The sequence below is a fragment of the Exobacillus caeni genome (assembly GCF_005747095.1).
GTDB classification, from domain to species: Bacteria; Bacillota; Bacilli; order Bacillales; family Guptibacillaceae; genus Exobacillus; species Exobacillus caeni.
The window spans coordinates 354,904-373,256 of record NZ_SWLG01000001.1 but is presented as its reverse complement, the minus strand read 5'-3'; the positions used below and the strand labels follow the sequence as shown (position 1 = coordinate 373,256).

Below are 18,353 nucleotides of genomic sequence, written 5' to 3'. Positions count from 1 at the left end.
TTTATAATTAAACGCTTTTAAGCGTTAAAGTATCCTCTGAAAAAAAGACAGCTATTCAGCTGCCTTAATTAAAATGGTTCTATTATCATATGCAACATCTAACTTTACCGATACTGTTTTTCCGCATCTGATAAGGCACTGTAAGTAACTCCCCAGTGGGAGTCGTTCCAGACTACCTCGTTGTCTTTAAACAAAAGCACTTGAGGGCTCTCATGCTTGATTCCGTATTTTTCAGCAATACTGTTTGAAAATTCTCTCGCTTCCTGGACATTTAAATAATAAAAGTCCCCATCATGATCAGCTTCGTACTTAAGAAACTCTTCATATGCACTGGAACTGATGGGACATGTTAAGCTATTTTTTAAAAAGAAAAACATCTTATTCGTATCGAGCAAATTTTCAAGTTCATTCATGTTCTCTAATTTTATTAATGACATACGATCAACTCCGTTCCTTGTTTAATACCTTTTAGTTCTAAATAGAATTGGGATTAAAAAAATAGGAGAAGAAAAGGTTTCCCTCCCCTCCTCCTATCAGGCCAAAAATTTTGCTTCCTATTTATCCGGTGCATTTACATATTCGTTATTATCCTCTGTTAAATCACGGCCAAGATCTTCCTGAAACTTTTCAACATCCTGATCAGCCTGATCTAACATCTCATCGTATGAATCTTCACTGTCTGCATTATTTTTCATGTTATCGCGAGTTTCCTTAATTTTGTTAATCACATTAGAAGATTGATCTGAAACTTGCTTATAAACGGAAGAAGACTTATCCTTTGCACGGTTTGCAAACTCTGTACCTTTTTCCATAGCAGTTTCCCTAAATTGCATGGTCTTATCTTTTACTACGCTTGCTTGTTCATTTATATCGCTTCTAAGTTCTTTTCCAGATTTGGGAGCCATTAGCAGAGCAGTAGCGGCCCCTACAATTCCCCCGATTAACGATCCGATTAAGAAATCCTTTGTGTTAATATTGTTTTGGTTGTTTTCACTCATCTAAATTACCTCCTTAAGTTTAGTCAATATATTGGTCAGTGGCTTTTTTCTTAACCTGCCACTTTTGCCATAGTTGCATTGCCGCATTTCCCCATTGAACAACACGGGTCACCTGGTCGGATTGCCGTTCTGCTTCAACAGAAACTTTTTCAGTAATGTTTTTTATGGATTGATTCATTTTGCCGACTGATTGTCCAACGTCCTTAACCTGATCAAACACGGTGTTTAGGGCTTCAGATTTCTTTTGGACATCCTCAGCCAGTACATTGGTTTTATGTAGCAGGGCAGTGGTTTCGGCAGTGATGCCATTTAACTGCTTTTCTAAACTATCCATCGTCTGTGCAGTATTTTGAAGGGTGTCTCTCAAAGAGTTGAGTGTTTGGGCAACAAAATAGACGAGAATTGCAAATGCCACCGCAATAATAGCGACGCTTAAATACAAGATGATTTCCAAATTGCGAACACCTCCTTATAACACTTCTTTTCCCTGTTAAAACTTGAATAAACCCATGAATTAGTGTTTCTCTCAAGTATGCTTTTCATCCATTGATTGAAAACTTTTCTAATCTCAACAGGTATTTTTTACTAAATTAAATTCACTCTTAATTTCATTCTACACATTTGCTTTAAACTCCTTTTGTAAAATGTGCTTTTCTAAAAACTTTCACAATTACATAACGGATATAAAGAAAACTTTAACTTTTCAACGACGTTCAGCATTCTCCTTTGCTAAGAAGTGGTACCTTCCTATATGGCAAAAAAGAAGGAATGGAAAGACTCCATTCCTCCTTTTTCATGAAACGCTTTTTTGCTGTTCATACGCTTGCTGGAATTTCTGTATATCACCCGCTCCCATGAATAGGAGAACGCCTTTTGAATGCTTGGCAAGCACATTGATCGCATCCTCTGTGATCAGTTTTGCATTTGGTATTTTGCTGATTAAATCATCGATCTTCAGTGCCCCGTCTGCTTCTCTTGCAGAACCAAAGATATCACATAAGTATACGGAATCCGCTTCCCTCAAGCTTTCTGCAAACTCATCAAGGAATGTCTTCGTTCTTGTGAAAGTATGCGGCTGAAAAATCGCGACCACTTCCCGTTCAGGATACTTTTGTTGTGCAGCCTCAATGGTTGCTTTGATTTCTGTTGGATGGTGTGCATAATCATCAATCAACACCTGGCTACCGAATGTTTTTTCAGAAAAACGCCGCTTTACACCATTAAAAGAAGCCAGATGTTCTTCAATGATCTCCCCAGGAATATTTTCGTAGTGGCAAAGGGCTACAACTGAAAGAGCATTTAATACGTTATGCAGTCCATAAGATGGAATAGTAAAAGTGCGATAAAAAGTATTTCTTACATATACGTCAAATGTTGTTCCAGTCGTTTCCTTCTTAATATTAGCAGCTTGAAAATCATTTTGGTCATCAAGACCGTAAAATACGACAGGCACATTTGCCTGGATCTTTTGTAAGTAAGGGTCATCCCCATAGGCTATTATTCCTTTTTTCACTAACATTGCCATGTCCTGAAAGGCCGAAAAAACATCATCGACATCTTTAAAGTAATCAGGGTGGTCAAAATCAATATTCGTCATGATCGCATAGTCAGGCTTGTATGCAAGGAAATGCCTGCGGTATTCACACGCTTCAAAAACGAAATACTCGCTTCCTTTCTCTCCTTTACCTGAACCATCCCCAATTAAAAATGAAGTTGGTTCTGCTTCACTTAGCACGTGCGCAAGAAGACCTGTGGTTGATGTTTTTCCGTGTGAACCGGTTACAGCAATACTAGTAAAGTTTTGAATAAAGTTTCCCAAAAATTCATGGTATCGATAGACCGGGACTCCTATTTCTCTTGCGTATGCTATTTCTTCATTGTCATCGTTGAATGCATTTCCCGCGATAACTACTTGATTTTCGTTGATGTTCTTTTTATCAAAAGGGAAAATGGATATCCTTCTGTTTTCAAGCGCTTCTTGTGTAAAAAAACGTTTTTCAACATCTGACCCCTGAACGTTATAATCCATGTCATGAAGGATTAACGCAAGCGCGCTCATTCCAGAACCTTTTATCCCCACAAAATGGTATGTTGTCATAAGATGAACCTCCACGTTTCATTTCTATGTTCTATACGATGTTTAGCCTATTCTTACCTCATTATATGATAAATTCTCTTCGGTGCTCATTTTTAAACCCGAATCCAAAATCACTCATTCATCCATTATAGCAAAAATCCTGAAATCACTCTATAAAGAACTTATACTTGCTTCATTTTGATTTTTGCATAAGGACAGCTAAACCTTCAAATCCAGCACCGTAAAAACGAAAGTCTTATTTCTAATATGTGATTTTTTTGCTATTCTATCCAAATTGTACCACAGATTTATTTTTGCAATATCAGTCTTTCCCTTATTAAAAGAAAGAAAAACTGACAGATGGCCCTGTCAGAATACTTGAGAAAGAAATTTCAACGTATTTGATTTTAGAAAACCTACTGCAGTTGCGGTTGGATACTGTTCTTTAAAAGAACCATATTCTTGTTGTATGATTCTTTCTAAATCAGGATTTTTTTCTTCGGTAATACCTACAGGAGGACTCAGCGTTACATATCGAAATCCGGATTTTATTTTTCGTAACAAAACAATTTGGTCTCTCTGGATGTTCTTAAATGAATAACAAAAAGAATCGATCGTCTCCACTTGCTCTGTAATCAGGCTTTTGACTTTTATTTCCCTTGATGACTTCTTTTCTTTTACTTTAAAAGGTTCCAGTACCGTCGCCATCAGCAACGCGCTTAAAACCAGCATTGGCTGAGTAAGTGTATTTTTCTTTTGTTTAAAGAAAAGATCAAACATGTTGGTGCCCTGAATATTGCGGTAATCGAAAGCAAACCAATGATTAAAGTGTTCATCTAGTTCTTTATCAAACTCTTCTTCCTTAATCCCGACCGCACTTTTAAAAATATGCTTCGCTCTAACTTTTTCTCTGATGTTAGCATTTCTTTCTAAGTAACTAAAATAATGCGAGTAAAGGGATTCGAGAGCACTATCGAAAGCTCTTTGTTTTTGTCTGCGCAAACTTTCGATGTCTATAATATCTTGCTGCTCCAAACCGGTCACCTCCACCAGCTTTCAAAGTATCATGAATCTATTCTACTTTTTCAAGTCGCGGATTCGGACGATATTTCCGTCCGGCTTTCGCAACTGGCTCGTCGTTTAAGTAAACATTATCTCCAGTAAATCCGATATTTATTTTTAATAAACTGCTTCCAACACCATAGATATCGACCGGAACATTCTGGTTTTCAAATTCTGTAATCCGATCTTCATTAAATCCTCCGCTTGCAACTATCTTTACGTGCTTGTACCCATTTTCATCAAGTGCTTTCCGCAAAGCAAATATCAACTCGCTGTTAACCCCGCGCGGATCAAAGCTACCAAGCAGATCCGGGTTGCGCCAAAAGTATTGGTCCACCATTGTTCTTGAAGTATCGACCCGCACTCCCTTCAATGTATCTCCAAACTCTTTTGCAACGCTTAACGCATCATTAATGACATCATTATTAAAGTCTACCAGTGCGATTAAATCATCTTCTGGATACTTTTCATGGTACGCTTTAGAAGCTGCTACAACGTCCCCTCTGAACAACTGGATCAAGGCATGGGGCATCGTACCCATTCCTCGTTTTCCCCACCACTCGTTCATCGCATGCGTCGCCTGTGCGGTAGAACCTCCAATATATGCAGCATATCCATCGCCAGATTGCTGGGTAAAATGATCGTCACGGTCTCCCATAAAAATAACAGGCTTTTGAATACCTGATGTTCTGGCTGCTTTTACGACGTTATACACGTTTGTAGCAACAGAAGTTCTTCTACCAAGTATTCCATCGATGATCCCTTCAAGAAAACCAAAGTTCTGGTATGGTCCAGTTATTGTCATCACTGTTTCATAAGGAGAGATCTTATCTCCGTCTTTCAATGAATAGATCTCAAGTCCTTCAGGATCCCTGGCAAACGTCTTAAGAAGAGCGATCGCCTCATCAGTGCCACATAGTACTGCGTTGTTTTTTTGAAAAAACTGCATAGTAACAACGTTATCAGGATTAAACTCCTCGACAATCTCACATGTTTTCAAAAAATATACTGCTGAAAACCATCCTTCAGCAACGCGCTCATCAAACTTGAACGTTTTATTTGTTAATCGTTTTATTTGCCCCTGCATTTTAAGCTCAATCTCTTTCATGTATGTTGCTCCTTAACTCAGTGGTAGCCAAAAGGCGCTGTTTCTCTTTCTACCTTTACTTTACGCTGTTTAACACATTACCTATCATATAAAACCCTGTCATATAAAACAAGTGACAAAAATGACCTGTAGAGGATTAGTAGTTTTCGTAACTAGATTTAGCACAGAACGGCAGATCGACTGCAGTATGAAACTAAGTTAACAAAAAAATGATATGCACTAAGCATGCATATCATTTATAAACAGTTCTTCAAATTCCTGTTTTGATAGTAAAACATTCCGGGGTTTGCTTCCCATCGCTTCAGAAATCAGCCCTCTCTCCTCCATCATCTCCACGAGGCGGGCAGCCCGGTTGAAGCCAATCCTGAACCTTCTCTGAAGGGCGGAGGAAGAGGCCTGGCCCTGTTCTATAACGTAAAAGCAAGCCTCTTCAAACAGTTCATCTTCCTGGTCATCATATTGCTGTTTCTTCACGAGGTCTTCCCGCTCGATCAAGTAGTTAGGCTTTCTTTGCTTTTTCACAAACTCAGTCACTCTATCGATCTCATCATCTGAAACAAAGTTCCCCTGCAGCCTGACTGGCTTTGAAGAGCCGTTTTCCAAAAGAAGCATGTCTCCTTTTCCAAGCAATTTATCAGCTCCGTTTGAATCAAGGATCGTTCTTGAATCCACCTGTGAAGAAACCGAAAAAGCAATTCTCGTTGGAATATTTGCTTTAATCAAACCGGTAATAACGTCAACAGAAGGTCTCTGAGTCGCTACGAGCAGGTGGATTCCACAGGCACGTGCTTTTTGTGCGATTCTACAAATCGCATCCTCCACATCCTGCGGGGAAACCATCATCAGGTCTGCCAGCTCGTCTATCACCACAACGATATACGGCATTTTCTTGCCAGGCTGGCCATGCTTTACAGCTCTTTCATTAAACCGTTTGATATCCCTTACACCTGCTGCAGCAAAAGCTTCGTAACGGTCTTCCATTTCTTGTACGGCCCACTTCAATGCAGTCGTTGCTTCTTTTACATCAGTAATGACTGGTGTAACAAGATGCGGAAGGCCGTTATAAGGGGCAAGTTCAACCATTTTCGGATCGATCAATAACAGTCTAACTTCCTCTGGATTTGTCCTTAATAAAATACTTGCAAGGATTGAATTGATGCATACGCTTTTTCCCGATCCGGTCGCTCCTGCAATCAATCCGTGGGGCATTTTCTGGATATCGGTCACTCTCGCTTCTCCTGCGATATCAAGTCCAAGTGCTACCGTTAAAGGAGAGTCGTCTTTCTGGAATTGGGAACTTCTAACGATTTCCCGAAAATAAACAGATTTGCTGACTTTGTTTGGGACTTCGATTCCGATTGCATTTTTTCCTGGAATCGGCGCCTCCATTCGAATATCTTTTGCTGCAAGGCTTAGCTTAATGTCATCCGTTAGATTGGTGATCTTATTGACTTTCACCCCGGGTTTGGGCTGCACTTCAAACCTGGTAACAGTCGGACCTTTGGTCGCACCAATAACAGTGGCCTGTACATTAAAGTTTTTTAGAGTTAATTCAAGCAGCTGTTTTTGTTCTTCAAGCCATTGTGAATCGTCTTCTTCTTCTTTTTCAGGTACATCCAGCAAGTGGATTGGAGGCAGCTGATAGGCTCCAGGCTTTTTGACCATACCTGTCTTTCTTCGGTCACTGTTCAGCATCATAACATTATACGGCACACTGGGCTGTTTTTGATGTGAAGATTCTCCTGGTTCCACCTTCTTTTTTGATGCAGATTCATTCTTTTGTTTTTCACCTATTGGAAAAACGTTTGATGTTTTTTGCTTTGTTCCCTGTTTATCCTCCGTGTTGGCAGAGGCATTTTCATCTTGTTTAGAAACAGGTGCAGGCTCCTGTTTCTCAGAAACGACAGTCTCCTCAACTTCTTCATGGTATTCCACTTTTTGTTCAGTAACATTTTCATCAATGTTTAAAGGAGTGTCTGTTTTGGTATCCTTTGTCTGATGCTCTATCGTATGTAAGTTTAGTTCATGTTTTTCATCAGGGGATGTATCTGTTTTTTCAACGATTGTCTGTAGCTCATTTTCACCTTCTGATTGGTTCACTTCTTCTAGATCAACATCATCCATAGGGGTAATAACGACCTCTTCATCCATCAACATATCGTTTGCTGTAGCTATTTGCTCTACAGGATGATCTTCTTGCGCAGAATCAAATACATGTTCCGCTTTGCTGTCATCTACCTGAGGAATCACTTCTTCCTCCAGTAGCTTTTTTAGAGCTTTACTTTCAGGTAAAGGAGTATAGTTATAAACAGTGTCTTGTTGCAATCTTTCCGGATCAGACGTTAACTGGCGTACCGGCCGTTTCCCGAATCCATAGATTGGTGAAGGGATTTCAGATGGTTTGAAATTTTCCCCTGCAAATTTTTTCTTTTCGACCGGTCCGGAACTAGTGTTACTTTCCTTATTAACCCTGGTAGCCTTTTGTACTTTCTTTTCTTCTCTTTGCTCTTTTCTCCCGGGAACTCGATCTTCTCTTTGATTGCGCCGGGGATGCTCTTTCTCTAGTTTTAAACCTTCTTGCTGCTGGTCCGGGATTAGAGGGAAACGGAAGTTCCCATTCTGAGGATACTGATGTATGACTTTTGCATCGGCCTTCCTCTTTCCTTCTTCGATTCTTCCTGTGCCTTTCTTTTGTGGCATTCTCCCTGCATTTTTTCTTGTTTTTATGTCGTAAGTTCTTTCTTTTGATCTGGTTTCATCTTTCTTTGGGGTTTCTTTTGTTTCCTTTTCATCGTACTCTTCTATATCATCATCAATTTCTTCATAAAATAGGTTACTAATAAATTTTTTTAACCAGTTACTCATTTCCGAATCACCTTTTCTGAGCAGTCTTCTATAAATGAACTATATAATAGAAACAATTGAAAATATTAACATTGTATTCTTCTTATTTTACCGAAAAAAACACCTTAAGATAAGAGCTTTATACAAATTATTCGCTGTTTATTAAAATAACCTGCCGTTTTTATAGCAGCTTCATATAAAAACGATTCTTTCCTACTAGTTTGAATACAAATAGTAATATTACCAACCTTTTCTATTCCCGTCTTAAGAAAAATAAAACCGATTAATGTGAAGCATTACCTGAACAAAAAACGATGACAACCTGATAAAAAGAATGGCTCTTTTTAAAAGAGTGTTGTTTTTAAACAAAAGGGATAAAGTTCGACGCAAGTTACTTCTGACCGCTGCGGAATTACACAACGCTTTCCGCGGGCTCGTGCTGAGCTGTGCTTTGACGTTCCACATCTTTAAAAAACTCCAATGGATTGGATCAGAGAGCAGGCGACTCCTCGAAAATGTATTCACATTTCCATCGTAGTATGTCCGCTGCTGAAGCGTTGCCCGCGAAACTCGAACTGCCCGGAGTGGAAATCAATGCTGCAATTGCATCGCAGTTTTTCTCTAATGTGAAGCTTATAAAGCAACAAAAAATGCGAAAAGAGCCAAAAGAAAACCACTAGAATAATCTAGCGGCCTTTAAACTCGTTTCCTGTTTGGTAATCATCCGGCAAGATAAGGATTCCTTTCTCTGTTGGAGCATCCGGAAGTGCAAGTTCTTTCGCTGAGCAAATCATGCCAAAAGAATCTATTCCTCTCAGGTTTGCTTCTTTAATCAGCATTCCCCCCGGCATGACTGCGCCAACTTTTGCTACTACCACTTTTTGCCCCTGTTCGACATTAGGAGCTCCACAAACAATCTGTAATGTTTCCGAACCAACATCAACTTTGCATATGTTTAGTTTGTCAGCGTTGGGATGCTTTTCTTTCGATTCTACAAAACCGACCACAAACTTCGGAGAAGCATCAAATTCAAGGTTGCCTTCAAAACCGCTATTATCTAAAGCACTGTTGATCGTTTCCACAAGTGATTCATTTAATTCAACCTGGCCGTTTGCATCAATCTCTTGAATAGAGGAGAACCCAAAAATATTATAACCGGAAGTATTATCATTCGATTTATCGAAGATCCTTGCAACGTTTCCTTTCCGTTCCACGGCACGGTTCTCCATATCAACAGGTTTTAATGAAACAATTAATGTATCACCTATACCCTCTTTATTATAAAATACGTTCATCTCTAATACTTCCTTTCTATTCTTTTGTAGGTTTATTTTTTGCCATGATAAAGACTGGTTCTAGTTTATTATTTTCAAAAAGGAACGGAAGAGCAGTTATCGGAACTAGTCCATTTGTAAAAAAATGCATGGTCATTTGCGCAAGGATATCAAATCCCTGGTCGTTTCTTATATCACCAAAAATAAGTACGTCCTGATGGGGAACTGCAACTGCCAGCTGTCCTCTTGCTTCATCAGCCATTTTTTCGATCAGTGACTGATTTAAGATCCGACTTGCATCATATCCATCATTCGTATTTAAAAAATAAAATGTATTTCCGGCGACAGTATCTTCTTTTAATTTTACTTTTAAAGAACGAAGATTAAACAGTGCCATTTCTTTCAGCCTTGTTCTTGTCCAATTCTCCCTTTCAAGCAAGTCCTTATCAATTAAACGGTAAGAATCACCAAGATCAAGGGCAAAATAAATTCTTGTTTCTGCCGTATGTTCTTCGAAGATAAGAGGGGTCCCTTCCTTTGATTCTTCAGGAAAAGAGGTGGATCTGATCACAGGATAGATCTGGCTTTCTTTGCCTACCAATTGATGGTCTTCATGCATGACCTGCATCGTTTCTTCTACATGATGCACAACTTCTTCAAGCAAAGAATCTTTACGTTCTCCATACTTTGCAGCGAGTCCGGATAGAGAAAGCGTTATTCCCTTTTTCGTCTCTTTATCTTCAATGCGCATCTGTTCTTTTTCTTTGTCATAAGCTAACGTCCATGATGGACGGCCCAGTTTGCTTTCAAGCATCTTTTTCAATGTTTTAACGTCCATGCTATTCACCACCCTTTCTGATCTAGTGGCATACTTTTTTATTTTATCATGAAATTTCCTTTTTCAAAAACGCCAACAATAAAACCCCCTTCTCATACAGGGGGCAGCACCTATTTCAATGGAAGATTTTCCAGGAAAGATTCAATTTCTTGCCTCGATTTTCGCTGTTTGCCTACAAAACGGTCGACTTCCTCTCCATCCTGAAACACAACAAAGCTAGGAATTCCAAAGATATCAAGTTCCTGGCAATAATCAATCATTTCATCTCTGTCAACGTAGTAAAAGTCATAGGAATCAAACTTTTCTTCTAGTTCTGGCAAGAATGGTTCAATCACACGGCAGTCCGGACACCAATCAGCAGAAAACAATAAAACAGAAACGCCTTCCTGTATCTTTTTCTGATATTCTTCTTTTGAATCAAATTTTCGCATTACGTTTTTCCTCCCTTTATATGTTGGTTAATATTCGATCTTTAAATCACCGAACTTAATCCAGCCTTTTCTTCTCATCCATTCGGATAATACCAGACTGATAACCGCAGGTCCAACAAAATGCAAACTTATTATCCATATCAGTATCTCTATCGAAAATCCCATTGACTCAAATGTCATGATTTGACCGACAAAACCGCTGGTCCCCATTCCTGCTCCAGCTGGGTTGTTCACCAACTTTAGCCATATTGTAGCAAAAGGAGCTAAAACGGCTCCAGCAACGGTCGGGGGGATTAAAATCAATGGATTTCGGACTATGTTCGATACCTGGAGCATCGAGGTACCGATCCCCTGTGCAATCCAGCCGCCTAATCCGTTTTCTCGATAACTAATCGTTGCAAAACCGACCATCTGTGCAGCACAGCCAACCGTCGCTGCCCCGGCAGCTAAGCCCTCAAGCCCTAACATTATCGCGATCGCCGCACTCGAAATCGGAGCAGTTAACGCAAGTCCCATCAATATAGCAACTAAGATTCCCATTATAAAAGGCCTTTGCTCTGTTGCCCACATAATGATTTCACCAAAATTCTTCATAAACGTATTGATGACGGGACCAATAAAACTTGCCGCAGTAAAGCCGACTAAAATGGTTGTAAAGGGAGTAACAATGATATCGACTTTTGTCTCTTTTGAAACCAACTTACCGACCTCTGTAGCCAGAATAGCCGCGACATAGCTTCCTGCAGGTCCACCAAGCTCCGCTCCTGCTGCTCCGCTAATCAATGCAGCAAATAGAACAAGCGGCGGGGCTCCTAATCCGAATGCGATAGCCGCTCCTATCGCCGGACCATATAGACTCATTGCAAGTTCGCCCATTTTCACGAAAAAGGGAATAGGTACCGGAAACTGCTGCCCGATCGTCTTTATGATTAATCCGATAATCAATGAAGAAAACAAACCGAGAGCCATATAGCTTAATGCCGTTATAAAATACGTTTTAAAAGATAAATGAATGCCTTTCTTTTTCAAAAAATCCACGAATAGTTCCTGCCCTTCATCCATTATAGGCTTTGCTTTAGGTTTAGTATGAAGTTTAATAGAAAAAACTATAAGTTTGTATTATTGGTATCCACTGTTTCCGCCATGCTAAAATGGTCATATAGAAACCATACATAATAAAAGGAGGAGATCTAATGGAACTTACTGTTTATTTAGCTGGACAGATTCATGACAATTGGAGAGAAGAAATAAAGGATAATGCGAAAAGTAAAGGGCTCCCTCTTCATTTTGTTGGGCCGATGGAAAACCATGAACGCTCCGATAACATCGGAGAAGAGATTATGGGAGAACAGCCGAACAAAGTTTTCAAAGACGAAGCAGCTTCCCAGATCAACAACTTAAGAACAGAGGTTTTACTGCATAAATCGGATGTTGTCGTCGCACTTTTTGGGGATAAATACAAACAATGGAACAGTGCGATGGATGCCGCGACTGCAGTCGCGCTAAACAAACCGCTTATACTAGTACGCCCCGAGTCCCTTCATCATCCTTTAAAAGAACTTGCAAACAAAGCGCAGGTCGTTGTCGAAACACCTGAACAGGCCTTGCAAGCCTTATCTTATATCTTCGAAACAAACTAAGCTTTTACTTTTGAATAATACTTAAACTGCCCGATAAGAATTTTAACAATATGGACATACATTTCTTTCCGATCCAATGCGCCGTCAGTAAAAATGCCGATGGCGCCTTCTTTTTTATTCACCTCTTTTATCCGGGCATACTCAGACATAATTGGGCCCAGCTCTTCGCCTTTGCGCAGCTTTTCACCTATTACATCCGGAAGCGGAAAGCGGGCTCCTCCAGCCTGGTGTACAGTTCCATTCTTATCTGCTATAGCTCCCCAGTTACATACAAAAAACTGTCCGTCTATTTCTTCCACGCCTCCTTCAAGACCGATCCCAATCTCAACTTTTCCTCTTTCGACAACTGCTTTCGCACGGTTGATTGCACCAAGACGCGTTTCTTCATCAGAAAAAGGCTGTTCGGATACACCTGAAGGGACGTTTAAAGAAACTGCCTTCCCATCATCTATAACTTCTTCAACCGCTTTTACTTTCACGGGATTTTTCGAACCGATTCCTACGTATATCACCAGTAACCCACTCCTAAATACAAAAATAGCCCAAACAGTGAAAAAGGGCCCAGAGAGGCCCTTTTGGATCAAACGTTCTTTCGGATGCTTTCAACGGTTGATTGGTCTGTTGATTTAACAAGCTTAACAAGCAATTCTTTCGCTGCAGCATAATCATCTACATGTATGATAGAAGATGAAGTGTGGATATAACGGGAACAAATTCCAACTACAATGGATGGTACTCCTTTATTGGAAAGGTGTACTCTACCCGCATCCGTTCCTCCCATGGAAATGAAATACTGATACGGAATATCATTGCTTTCTGCCACATCAAGTACATAGTCACGCATTCCTTTATGAGTGACCATGGAGCGATCAAAAATTCGAAGTAGGGTACCCTTTCCTATCTGTCCAAATTCTTTTTTGTCCCCGCTCATGTCATTTGCCGGGCTGGCATCAAGCGCATAAAATATATCCGGATTAATCATGTTTGCAGATGTTTGAGCTCCACGAAGCCCCACTTCTTCCTGAACAGTCGCGCCAGAATATAGTGTATTTGGAAGGCTTTCTCCCTGGAGCTCTTTCAAAAGTTCGATGGAAAGGCCGCAGCCATATCGGTTATCCCATGCCTTGGCGAGTATTTTCTTTTCATTGGCCATCGGGGTGAACGGGCAGATAGGAACGATTTGCTGTCCTGGTTTGATACCTATTCTTTCGGCATCTTCACGGTCATCAGCACCGATATCGATCAACATATTTTTTATATCCATTGGTTTTTTCCGCTTTTCTTCATCAAGCAAATGCGGAGGAATAGATCCGATCACACCGGTAACAGGCCCGTTATTAGTCATAACCTGTACTCGCTGTGCAAGCAAAACCTGGCTCCACCAGCCGCCAAGTGTCTGGAAGCGAAGCATGCCGTTATCAGTGATCTGCGTAACCATAAAACCTACTTCGTCCATATGTCCGGCGACCATTACACGAGGACCGCTTTCATCCCCCTTTTTTACTCCGAATATCCCACCAAGGTTATCCTGAATAAGCTCATCAGAATATTTCTCAAGCTCTCCTCTCATATACTTTCTAACATCATGTTCGAATCCAGGAGCACCTTGTAATTCTGTTAATGTTTTAAACATTTGGAGAGTGTCTTTATTCATTAGTAAACCCCTTTCACAATAATTACTGAAAACCCATCCGAAAGGAACGTTCCTTCCAACGATTGTATGTACCTCTTTTATTTTACATTAACATTGAAAGCGTTTCTAGTTTACCGCTTTTAAAGAAACAGAAATATTTGGTGAACCAATTGTTGTCTAGTATACTTTAAAGTAAGTAATTTTTAATTCTGAATGAAGATGCAGAAAGGGGCTTGCAACACAAATGAAGAACGGTGGTTTTTTATTAGGGGCAGCTATTGGAATGGCTGCCGGACTGTTAATCGCAAAAAAAACGCAACAGGCACCACTTCAACCTGAAAAAGCACTTGGGGCAGTCAAAAGAGCATTAAAGCCTGAATACACGGTTCAAGGATCCTGGATTCATATGATACCAGAATCAATAAACCGGTCTAATGTAAAATACAACGTGTATAACGGTGGAGTGTCTTGTGAGAATGGGCAAGAAATGGAGCATTATAATTTTACCGTTGATGCAAACACCGGTACTATTTTGGAATTCACAAAGCAAGCATAAAACACCATCCGTATAAGGATGCAAAAAACCCTGCCTGAGCAGGGTTTTTTCACATTAGAAATTTGAATTTGTTTCGTAAACGTTGTTCGGGATTTTCCAGCGCAATGTCGAATACTGCGTTTTCGCCCAGAAAGTAGCAAGCAGTAAAGGAATCACAAGAATCAATGCAAGCAACAGCATGATGACAACATAGTCAAGATGCCCACCAGTTACATCGGAATGCTCTTCCTTGTATTGCTTTGCTGGCTGTAGATCCGCAACATCGGTTTCTGATAGCAGCGTGTTATCTTCAGGATTGAAGTAAACGATTTCTGTGTGTGAAGTTACAAAAATACCGTCACGAATCGTGTCATAGTGCGCAAGGGCCATCGTTACTTCTGAAAAGTCTTTGTCCTTTGAGCTGTCCACTTTAAAATTACTTACTTTAGAGATGTTAAAAGTGCCTTCCCGGAAATCATAATGTTCGTCTTGAAAGTGTGCCAGAGCTTTTTCCCTTAAAGCCGTATCAACTGTCTCTGCATTTGCATTTGTATTAAAAAATGGAAAAACCATTAACAATGCCGCAAATACAGCAAAAATGCTCTTTTTCATTTTTTCTGCCTCCCTCTACAAAATTCCCATTCCTATCATATCATATTTCTTCTAATTTTCTATTAATATTTTTTATAAAAGTGATGGCAAAATTATGGCATCCAATACAGATTTTTACCACAATCCTTTTTCATAAAAACTAAAAATTTGTTTCTGTAGAAAAAAAAGAAAACCAGCATCACCGGTTTTCTTTACTTTAAGATAAAAATTTGAATAGAACATTTCACTGCACATTACAAATGATTAACCTATGCTGTTTGCATAAATGTAATGTCGTCCCAGCCATGGACGGGTTATCTTTAAACCAGTTCAGGCTTTTTACTGAACTGTTCGCTGATTTCCTTAGATCGATCGGCTGCATTTTTAACTGCTGCTCTGACAGCTTTTGCCCCGCCATTTTCATCAAGTGCTTCAAGTCCTGCCTGTGTCGTCCCATTAGGCGAAGTAACTTTTTTCCGCAGGGCTGCCGGAGCTTCGTTCGTTTCATTAACCATCATACTGGCTCCAAGAACTGTCTGAACGGCCATCTTTCTAGCTGTTTCCTGTTCGATCCCACCGTTTACAGCAGCCTGTTCGAGGTGTTCGATAACATAATAAATGTATGCCGGTCCACTTCCAGCTACACCAGTAAATACATCCATCTGATCTTCATTGATCACGACCGCTTCACCGATACTTTCAATCAATTTTTTCGCTGCCAAAACGTGATCCATGGTCGCATGGTCTCCGGGAGCAAGTGCAGAAATTGATTGGCCGATCGTGCTTGAAGTATTTGGCATTACTCTTATTACAGGCTGTTCATTTCCTAAAATATCTTGATAGTACTCTAATGGCACTCCAGCTAACACAGTTAGTAAGACTTGATCCTTTGTCATGTGTTCTTTAATTGACAATAAAGCTGCTTCAATATCTTTAGGTTTCATCGCGAGAATAACAATGTCAGCTTCTTTAACGGCAAATTCTACACTTTTTGTAGCCATCACGCCATATTTTGCCATTAATTCCTCTCTTCTTTCTTCATTGCTTCTATTGGTAACGATAACATCCTGAGCTTCCATCATTTTAGAATCAACGATCCCAGCGACCATTGCTTCTGCCATTGATCCGGCTCCTATAAAAGATACCGTTTTATTCTCTAACATCAAATGCCTCCTTAAGTAGTTCCGTTCTGTTTCATCCATACGGTCACTAATACTAACACCCATTAATTATGAGTTCAACAGTATGAAGGAAAGAGACAAGGATATGGGAAGATTACGCAGTGTAAGCGTTAACAACAAAGGTTATACTTCTCATTTATAGAGAAGAACAGGGTATTTGGAGGTATATAAGCTTACACGACTATTAAAACTTCAGAAAAAGTATAGTTTCTTCAAAAAAAAGCACCCGATATCCACCGGGCGCACGATTATTTTCTATTCTGCTTTTGATCTTTTTAAGAATCCAACCATTAAAGCTGTAATAAAAGAACCGATTAAGACAGCTAAAAGATATAAGAAAGGATTTCCGTTAACAACCGGGAAGACAAATACTCCTCCATGCGGTGCCGGCAATCCTATACCGAACCACATTGTAAGCGCTCCTGCAACTGCTGATCCTACAATAATGGATGGTATAACCCTTGCAGGGTCTGCTGCTGCAAACGGAATCGCACCCTCCGTAATAAATGAGGCTCCCATTACATAAGCTGCTTTTCCAGCTTCTCTTTCCTGGTTGTTAAAGCGATTTTTAAATATCGTTGTAGCAATCGCGAGCCCTAAAGGTGGAACCATTCCTCCTGCCATTATCGCTGCATGCGGAGCATAATTTCCTGCATCGATCATCGCGATACCGAATGTGTAAGCCGCCTTATTGATCGGTCCACCCATATCCACAGCCATCATCCCGCCAAGAATAAGGCCTAGTAATACTTTGTTAGTTGTTCCCATGCCTGATAACCAGCCTTCTAGAGCCTTGTTGAACGCTGAAACAGGATCATTTACAAGATACATCATAATAAGCCCTGTTAGTAAAATACCGAATAAAGGATATAACAAGACAGGCTTTAATCCCTCAAGGGACTGTGGAAGGCCAGCGAAAACCTTTTTCAAACCTAGAACAAGGTACCCGGCCAAGAACCCGGCGATCAATCCACCAAGGAATCCGGAGCCTCCGTTTGCGGCCATAAAACCGCCGACTAAACCAGGAGCGAGACCAGGACGATCAGCAATACTGAATGCAATGAATCCTGCCAGCACAGGAATCATGAGAGCAAAGGCGTTTCCACCTCCGATCGTCATAAGTGCTTCTGCGATAGGATTGTAGCTTGGATCATCTGGATTAGCAGCCTGGATGCCGAACATGAATGAAATCGCTATCAAAATACCTCCGCCAACAACGAGGGGGAGCATGTTGGAAACACCGCTCATCAAGTGCTTATAAAAAGCTGGCTGTTTGCTCTTTCTTTCATTTTTCTTTTCTTTGATCTGATCTTCGTAGTTTGATTCGCCTTCTCCATAAATAGGAGCATCTCCATTTGAAACACGATCGATCAGTGATTTAGGATTTCGGATTGCTTCGGCAACAGGAACTTCGATTACTTTTTTTCCTGCAAATCTATCCATTTCTACATTGGTATCAGCAGCAACAATGATTCCGATCGCCCCATCTATCTCTTCTTCTGTTAAGCGATTTTTAACACCGCCGGAACCATTTGTTTCTACTTTAATGTCCAATCCCATTTCTTTTGCTTTCGCTTTAAGAGCATCTGCTGCCATATAAGTGTGCGCGATACCTGTAGGACATGCCGTTACAGCGAGGATTTTTCCTTCAGAAGAAGAATCCTCCTCTTCACTGATACCTTCTTCCTGTTCCTTTTGATCGATTGCCTGTAAAATCTCTTCTTTGGACTTTGCTTCCAGCAGTCCTTTTCGAAATTCTTGATCCATAAGGAAGGTGGACAATCTGGATAGTGTTTCTAGATGCGTTTGATTTGCTCCTTCGGTCGCAGCAATCATAAAGAACAGATGGGCTGGCTGATTGTCAAGAGATTCGTAATCTATTCCGGCAGATGAACGGCCGAATCCGATTGCAGGTGTTTTCACTGCCGCCGTTTTGGCATGGGGAATCGCAATCCCTTCGCCAATGCCAGTTGTACTCTGTGCTTCTCTCTCCAGGATCGCTTCCTTGAATTTCTTTAAATCATCAAGTTTTCCTGCTGAGTAAAGCTGTTCCGCCAGTTCATCAATAACATCTTCTTTCCTTGATGATTCTAAATCTAATATCATTGTCTCTTTTGTTAACAAGTCAGATATTTTCATTT

At 40.3% G+C, this 18,353-nt stretch carries 19 protein-coding genes; 3 read left to right on the top strand and 16 right to left on the bottom strand.

The window, feature by feature from the left end:
* Positions 1-104: 104 nt before the first annotated feature.
* From ytxJ to FCL54_RS01845, 7 genes are all read right to left on the bottom strand, one after another.
* Positions 105-437 (bottom strand): bacillithiol system redox-active protein YtxJ, encoded by a 333-nt coding sequence (gene ytxJ / locus FCL54_RS01875; RefSeq protein ID WP_138122574.1) that lies wholly within the window; start codon positions 435-437, stop codon positions 105-107.
* A 117-nt stretch (positions 438-554) separates the two neighbouring features.
* Entirely contained in the window at positions 555-998 is a 444-nt protein-coding gene (locus FCL54_RS01870; protein ID WP_138122572.1) for a YtxH domain-containing protein, read from the bottom strand.
* Positions 999-1,017: 19 nt separating this feature from the next.
* A complete protein-coding gene (locus tag FCL54_RS01865) occupies positions 1,018-1,452 on the bottom strand; it encodes a DUF948 domain-containing protein (protein ID WP_138122570.1) in 435 nt (144 codons plus the stop codon).
* 339 nt (positions 1,453-1,791) lie between these two features.
* The gene (gene murC / locus FCL54_RS01860) at positions 1,792-3,096 is read right to left on the bottom strand and encodes a UDP-N-acetylmuramate--L-alanine ligase (RefSeq protein WP_138122568.1); all 1,305 of its coding nucleotides are present in this window, start codon (positions 3,094-3,096) and stop codon (positions 1,792-1,794) included.
* A 348-nt stretch (positions 3,097-3,444) separates the two neighbouring features.
* A complete protein-coding gene (locus FCL54_RS01855) occupies positions 3,445-4,110 on the bottom strand; it encodes a hypothetical protein (protein WP_138122566.1) in 666 nt (221 codons plus the stop codon).
* A 37-nt stretch (positions 4,111-4,147) separates the two neighbouring features.
* Positions 4,148-5,245: a nicotinate phosphoribosyltransferase gene (locus FCL54_RS01850; protein WP_138122564.1), complete on the bottom strand. Its 1,098-nt coding sequence runs from the start codon at positions 5,243-5,245 to the stop codon at positions 4,148-4,150.
* A gap of 219 nt (positions 5,246-5,464) precedes the next feature.
* A complete protein-coding gene (locus FCL54_RS01845) occupies positions 5,465-8,110 on the bottom strand; it encodes a DNA translocase FtsK (protein WP_138122562.1) in 2,646 nt (881 codons plus the stop codon).
* 494 nt (positions 8,111-8,604) lie between these two features.
* Between FCL54_RS01845 and FCL54_RS23775 the strand changes: the two genes are divergently transcribed.
* A complete protein-coding gene (locus FCL54_RS23775) occupies positions 8,605-8,769 on the top strand; it encodes a hypothetical protein (protein WP_171016635.1) in 165 nt (54 codons plus the stop codon).
* A gap of 6 nt (positions 8,770-8,775) precedes the next feature.
* Here FCL54_RS23775 and ytpR read toward each other — a convergent pair whose 3' ends face one another.
* From ytpR to FCL54_RS01825, 4 genes are all read right to left on the bottom strand, one after another.
* The gene (gene ytpR / locus FCL54_RS01840) at positions 8,776-9,384 is read right to left on the bottom strand and encodes a YtpR family tRNA-binding protein (protein WP_138122560.1); all 609 of its coding nucleotides are present in this window, start codon (positions 9,382-9,384) and stop codon (positions 8,776-8,778) included.
* Between the two features lie 16 nt (positions 9,385-9,400).
* Positions 9,401-10,201 carry a DUF1444 domain-containing protein gene (locus tag FCL54_RS01835; RefSeq protein ID WP_138122558.1) on the bottom strand — a complete coding sequence of 267 codons (801 nt, stop codon included), beginning with the start codon at positions 10,199-10,201 and terminating at the stop codon, positions 9,401-9,403.
* 110 nt (positions 10,202-10,311) lie between these two features.
* On the bottom strand, positions 10,312-10,632 hold the full coding sequence (locus FCL54_RS01830) for a thioredoxin family protein (RefSeq protein ID WP_138122556.1): 321 nt from the start codon (positions 10,630-10,632) through the stop codon (positions 10,312-10,314).
* Between the two features lie 27 nt (positions 10,633-10,659).
* A complete protein-coding gene (locus tag FCL54_RS01825; RefSeq protein ID WP_138122554.1) occupies positions 10,660-11,694 on the bottom strand; it encodes a PTS sugar transporter subunit IIC in 1,035 nt (344 codons plus the stop codon).
* A 131-nt stretch (positions 11,695-11,825) separates the two neighbouring features.
* Here FCL54_RS01825 and FCL54_RS01820 point away from each other — a divergent pair, with 131 nt between their 5' ends.
* The gene (locus FCL54_RS01820; protein WP_138122552.1) at positions 11,826-12,272 is read left to right on the top strand and encodes a YtoQ family protein; all 447 of its coding nucleotides are present in this window, start codon (positions 11,826-11,828) and stop codon (positions 12,270-12,272) included.
* Here FCL54_RS01820 and FCL54_RS01815 read toward each other — a convergent pair.
* Together FCL54_RS01815 and FCL54_RS01810 are read right to left on the bottom strand one after the other, a co-directional pair.
* Positions 12,269-12,781, bottom strand: a complete 513-nt coding sequence (locus FCL54_RS01815; RefSeq protein ID WP_138123227.1) for a DUF84 family protein — start codon at positions 12,779-12,781, stop codon at positions 12,269-12,271. The two genes, FCL54_RS01820 and FCL54_RS01815, sit on opposite strands and share 4 nt — an antisense overlap.
* A 71-nt stretch (positions 12,782-12,852) precedes the next feature.
* Positions 12,853-13,926: a M42 family metallopeptidase gene (locus FCL54_RS01810; RefSeq protein ID WP_138122550.1), complete on the bottom strand. Its 1,074-nt coding sequence runs from the start codon at positions 13,924-13,926 to the stop codon at positions 12,853-12,855.
* A 223-nt stretch (positions 13,927-14,149) separates the two neighbouring features.
* Between FCL54_RS01810 and FCL54_RS01805 the strand changes: the two genes are divergently transcribed.
* Complete coding sequence (locus FCL54_RS01805; RefSeq protein ID WP_138122549.1) at positions 14,150-14,461, top strand: PepSY domain-containing protein; 312 nt, start codon at positions 14,150-14,152, stop codon at positions 14,459-14,461.
* A 54-nt stretch (positions 14,462-14,515) separates the two neighbouring features.
* On the opposite strand, the gene FCL54_RS01800 is transcribed toward FCL54_RS01805, so the two are convergent.
* From FCL54_RS01800 to FCL54_RS01790, 3 genes are all read right to left on the bottom strand, one after another.
* Entirely contained in the window at positions 14,516-15,052 is a 537-nt protein-coding gene (locus tag FCL54_RS01800; RefSeq protein ID WP_138122547.1) for a hypothetical protein, read from the bottom strand.
* Between the two features lie 299 nt (positions 15,053-15,351).
* A complete protein-coding gene (proC, locus tag FCL54_RS01795; protein WP_138122545.1) occupies positions 15,352-16,194 on the bottom strand; it encodes a pyrroline-5-carboxylate reductase in 843 nt (280 codons plus the stop codon).
* A gap of 273 nt (positions 16,195-16,467) precedes the next feature.
* Entirely contained in the window at positions 16,468-18,351 is a 1,884-nt protein-coding gene (locus FCL54_RS01790; protein WP_138122543.1) for a PTS fructose transporter subunit IIABC, read from the bottom strand.
* Between the last annotated feature and the right edge of the window lie 2 nt (positions 18,352-18,353).

Excerpts from the sequence above, each read along its gene's own strand:
- FCL54_RS01820 (WP_138122552.1), top strand. The coding sequence starts at position 11,826 with ATGGAACTTACTGTTTATTTAGCTGGACAGATTCATGACAATTGGAGA.
- FCL54_RS01805 (WP_138122549.1), top strand. The coding sequence starts at position 14,150 with ATGAAGAACGGTGGTTTTTTATTAGGGGCAGCTATTGGAATGGCTGCC.
- FCL54_RS01850 (WP_138122564.1), bottom strand. The coding sequence starts at position 5,245 with ATGAAAGAGATTGAGCTTAAAATGCAGGGGCAAATAAAACGATTAACA.
- ytpR (WP_138122560.1), bottom strand. The coding sequence starts at position 9,384 with ATGAACGTATTTTATAATAAAGAGGGTATAGGTGATACATTAATTGTT.
- FCL54_RS23775 (WP_171016635.1), top strand. The coding sequence starts at position 8,605 with ATGTATTCACATTTCCATCGTAGTATGTCCGCTGCTGAAGCGTTGCCC.
- ytxJ (WP_138122574.1), bottom strand. The coding sequence starts at position 437 with ATGTCATTAATAAAATTAGAGAACATGAATGAACTTGAAAATTTGCTC.
- FCL54_RS01870 (WP_138122572.1), bottom strand. The coding sequence starts at position 998 with ATGAGTGAAAACAACCAAAACAATATTAACACAAAGGATTTCTTAATC.
- murC (WP_138122568.1), bottom strand. The coding sequence starts at position 3,096 with ATGACAACATACCATTTTGTGGGGATAAAAGGTTCTGGAATGAGCGCG.
- FCL54_RS01825 (WP_138122554.1), bottom strand. The coding sequence starts at position 11,694 with ATGGATGAAGGGCAGGAACTATTCGTGGATTTTTTGAAAAAGAAAGGC.
- FCL54_RS01845 (WP_138122562.1), bottom strand. The coding sequence starts at position 8,110 with ATGAGTAACTGGTTAAAAAAATTTATTAGTAACCTATTTTATGAAGAA.
- FCL54_RS01830 (WP_138122556.1), bottom strand. The coding sequence starts at position 10,632 with ATGCGAAAATTTGATTCAAAAGAAGAATATCAGAAAAAGATACAGGAA.
- FCL54_RS01835 (WP_138122558.1), bottom strand. The coding sequence starts at position 10,201 with ATGGACGTTAAAACATTGAAAAAGATGCTTGAAAGCAAACTGGGCCGT.
- FCL54_RS01810 (WP_138122550.1), bottom strand. The coding sequence starts at position 13,926 with ATGAATAAAGACACTCTCCAAATGTTTAAAACATTAACAGAATTACAA.
- proC (WP_138122545.1), bottom strand. The coding sequence starts at position 16,194 with ATGTTAGAGAATAAAACGGTATCTTTTATAGGAGCCGGATCAATGGCA.
- FCL54_RS01800 (WP_138122547.1), bottom strand. The coding sequence starts at position 15,052 with ATGAAAAAGAGCATTTTTGCTGTATTTGCGGCATTGTTAATGGTTTTT.
- FCL54_RS01790 (WP_138122543.1), bottom strand. The coding sequence starts at position 18,351 with ATGAAAATATCTGACTTGTTAACAAAAGAGACAATGATATTAGATTTA.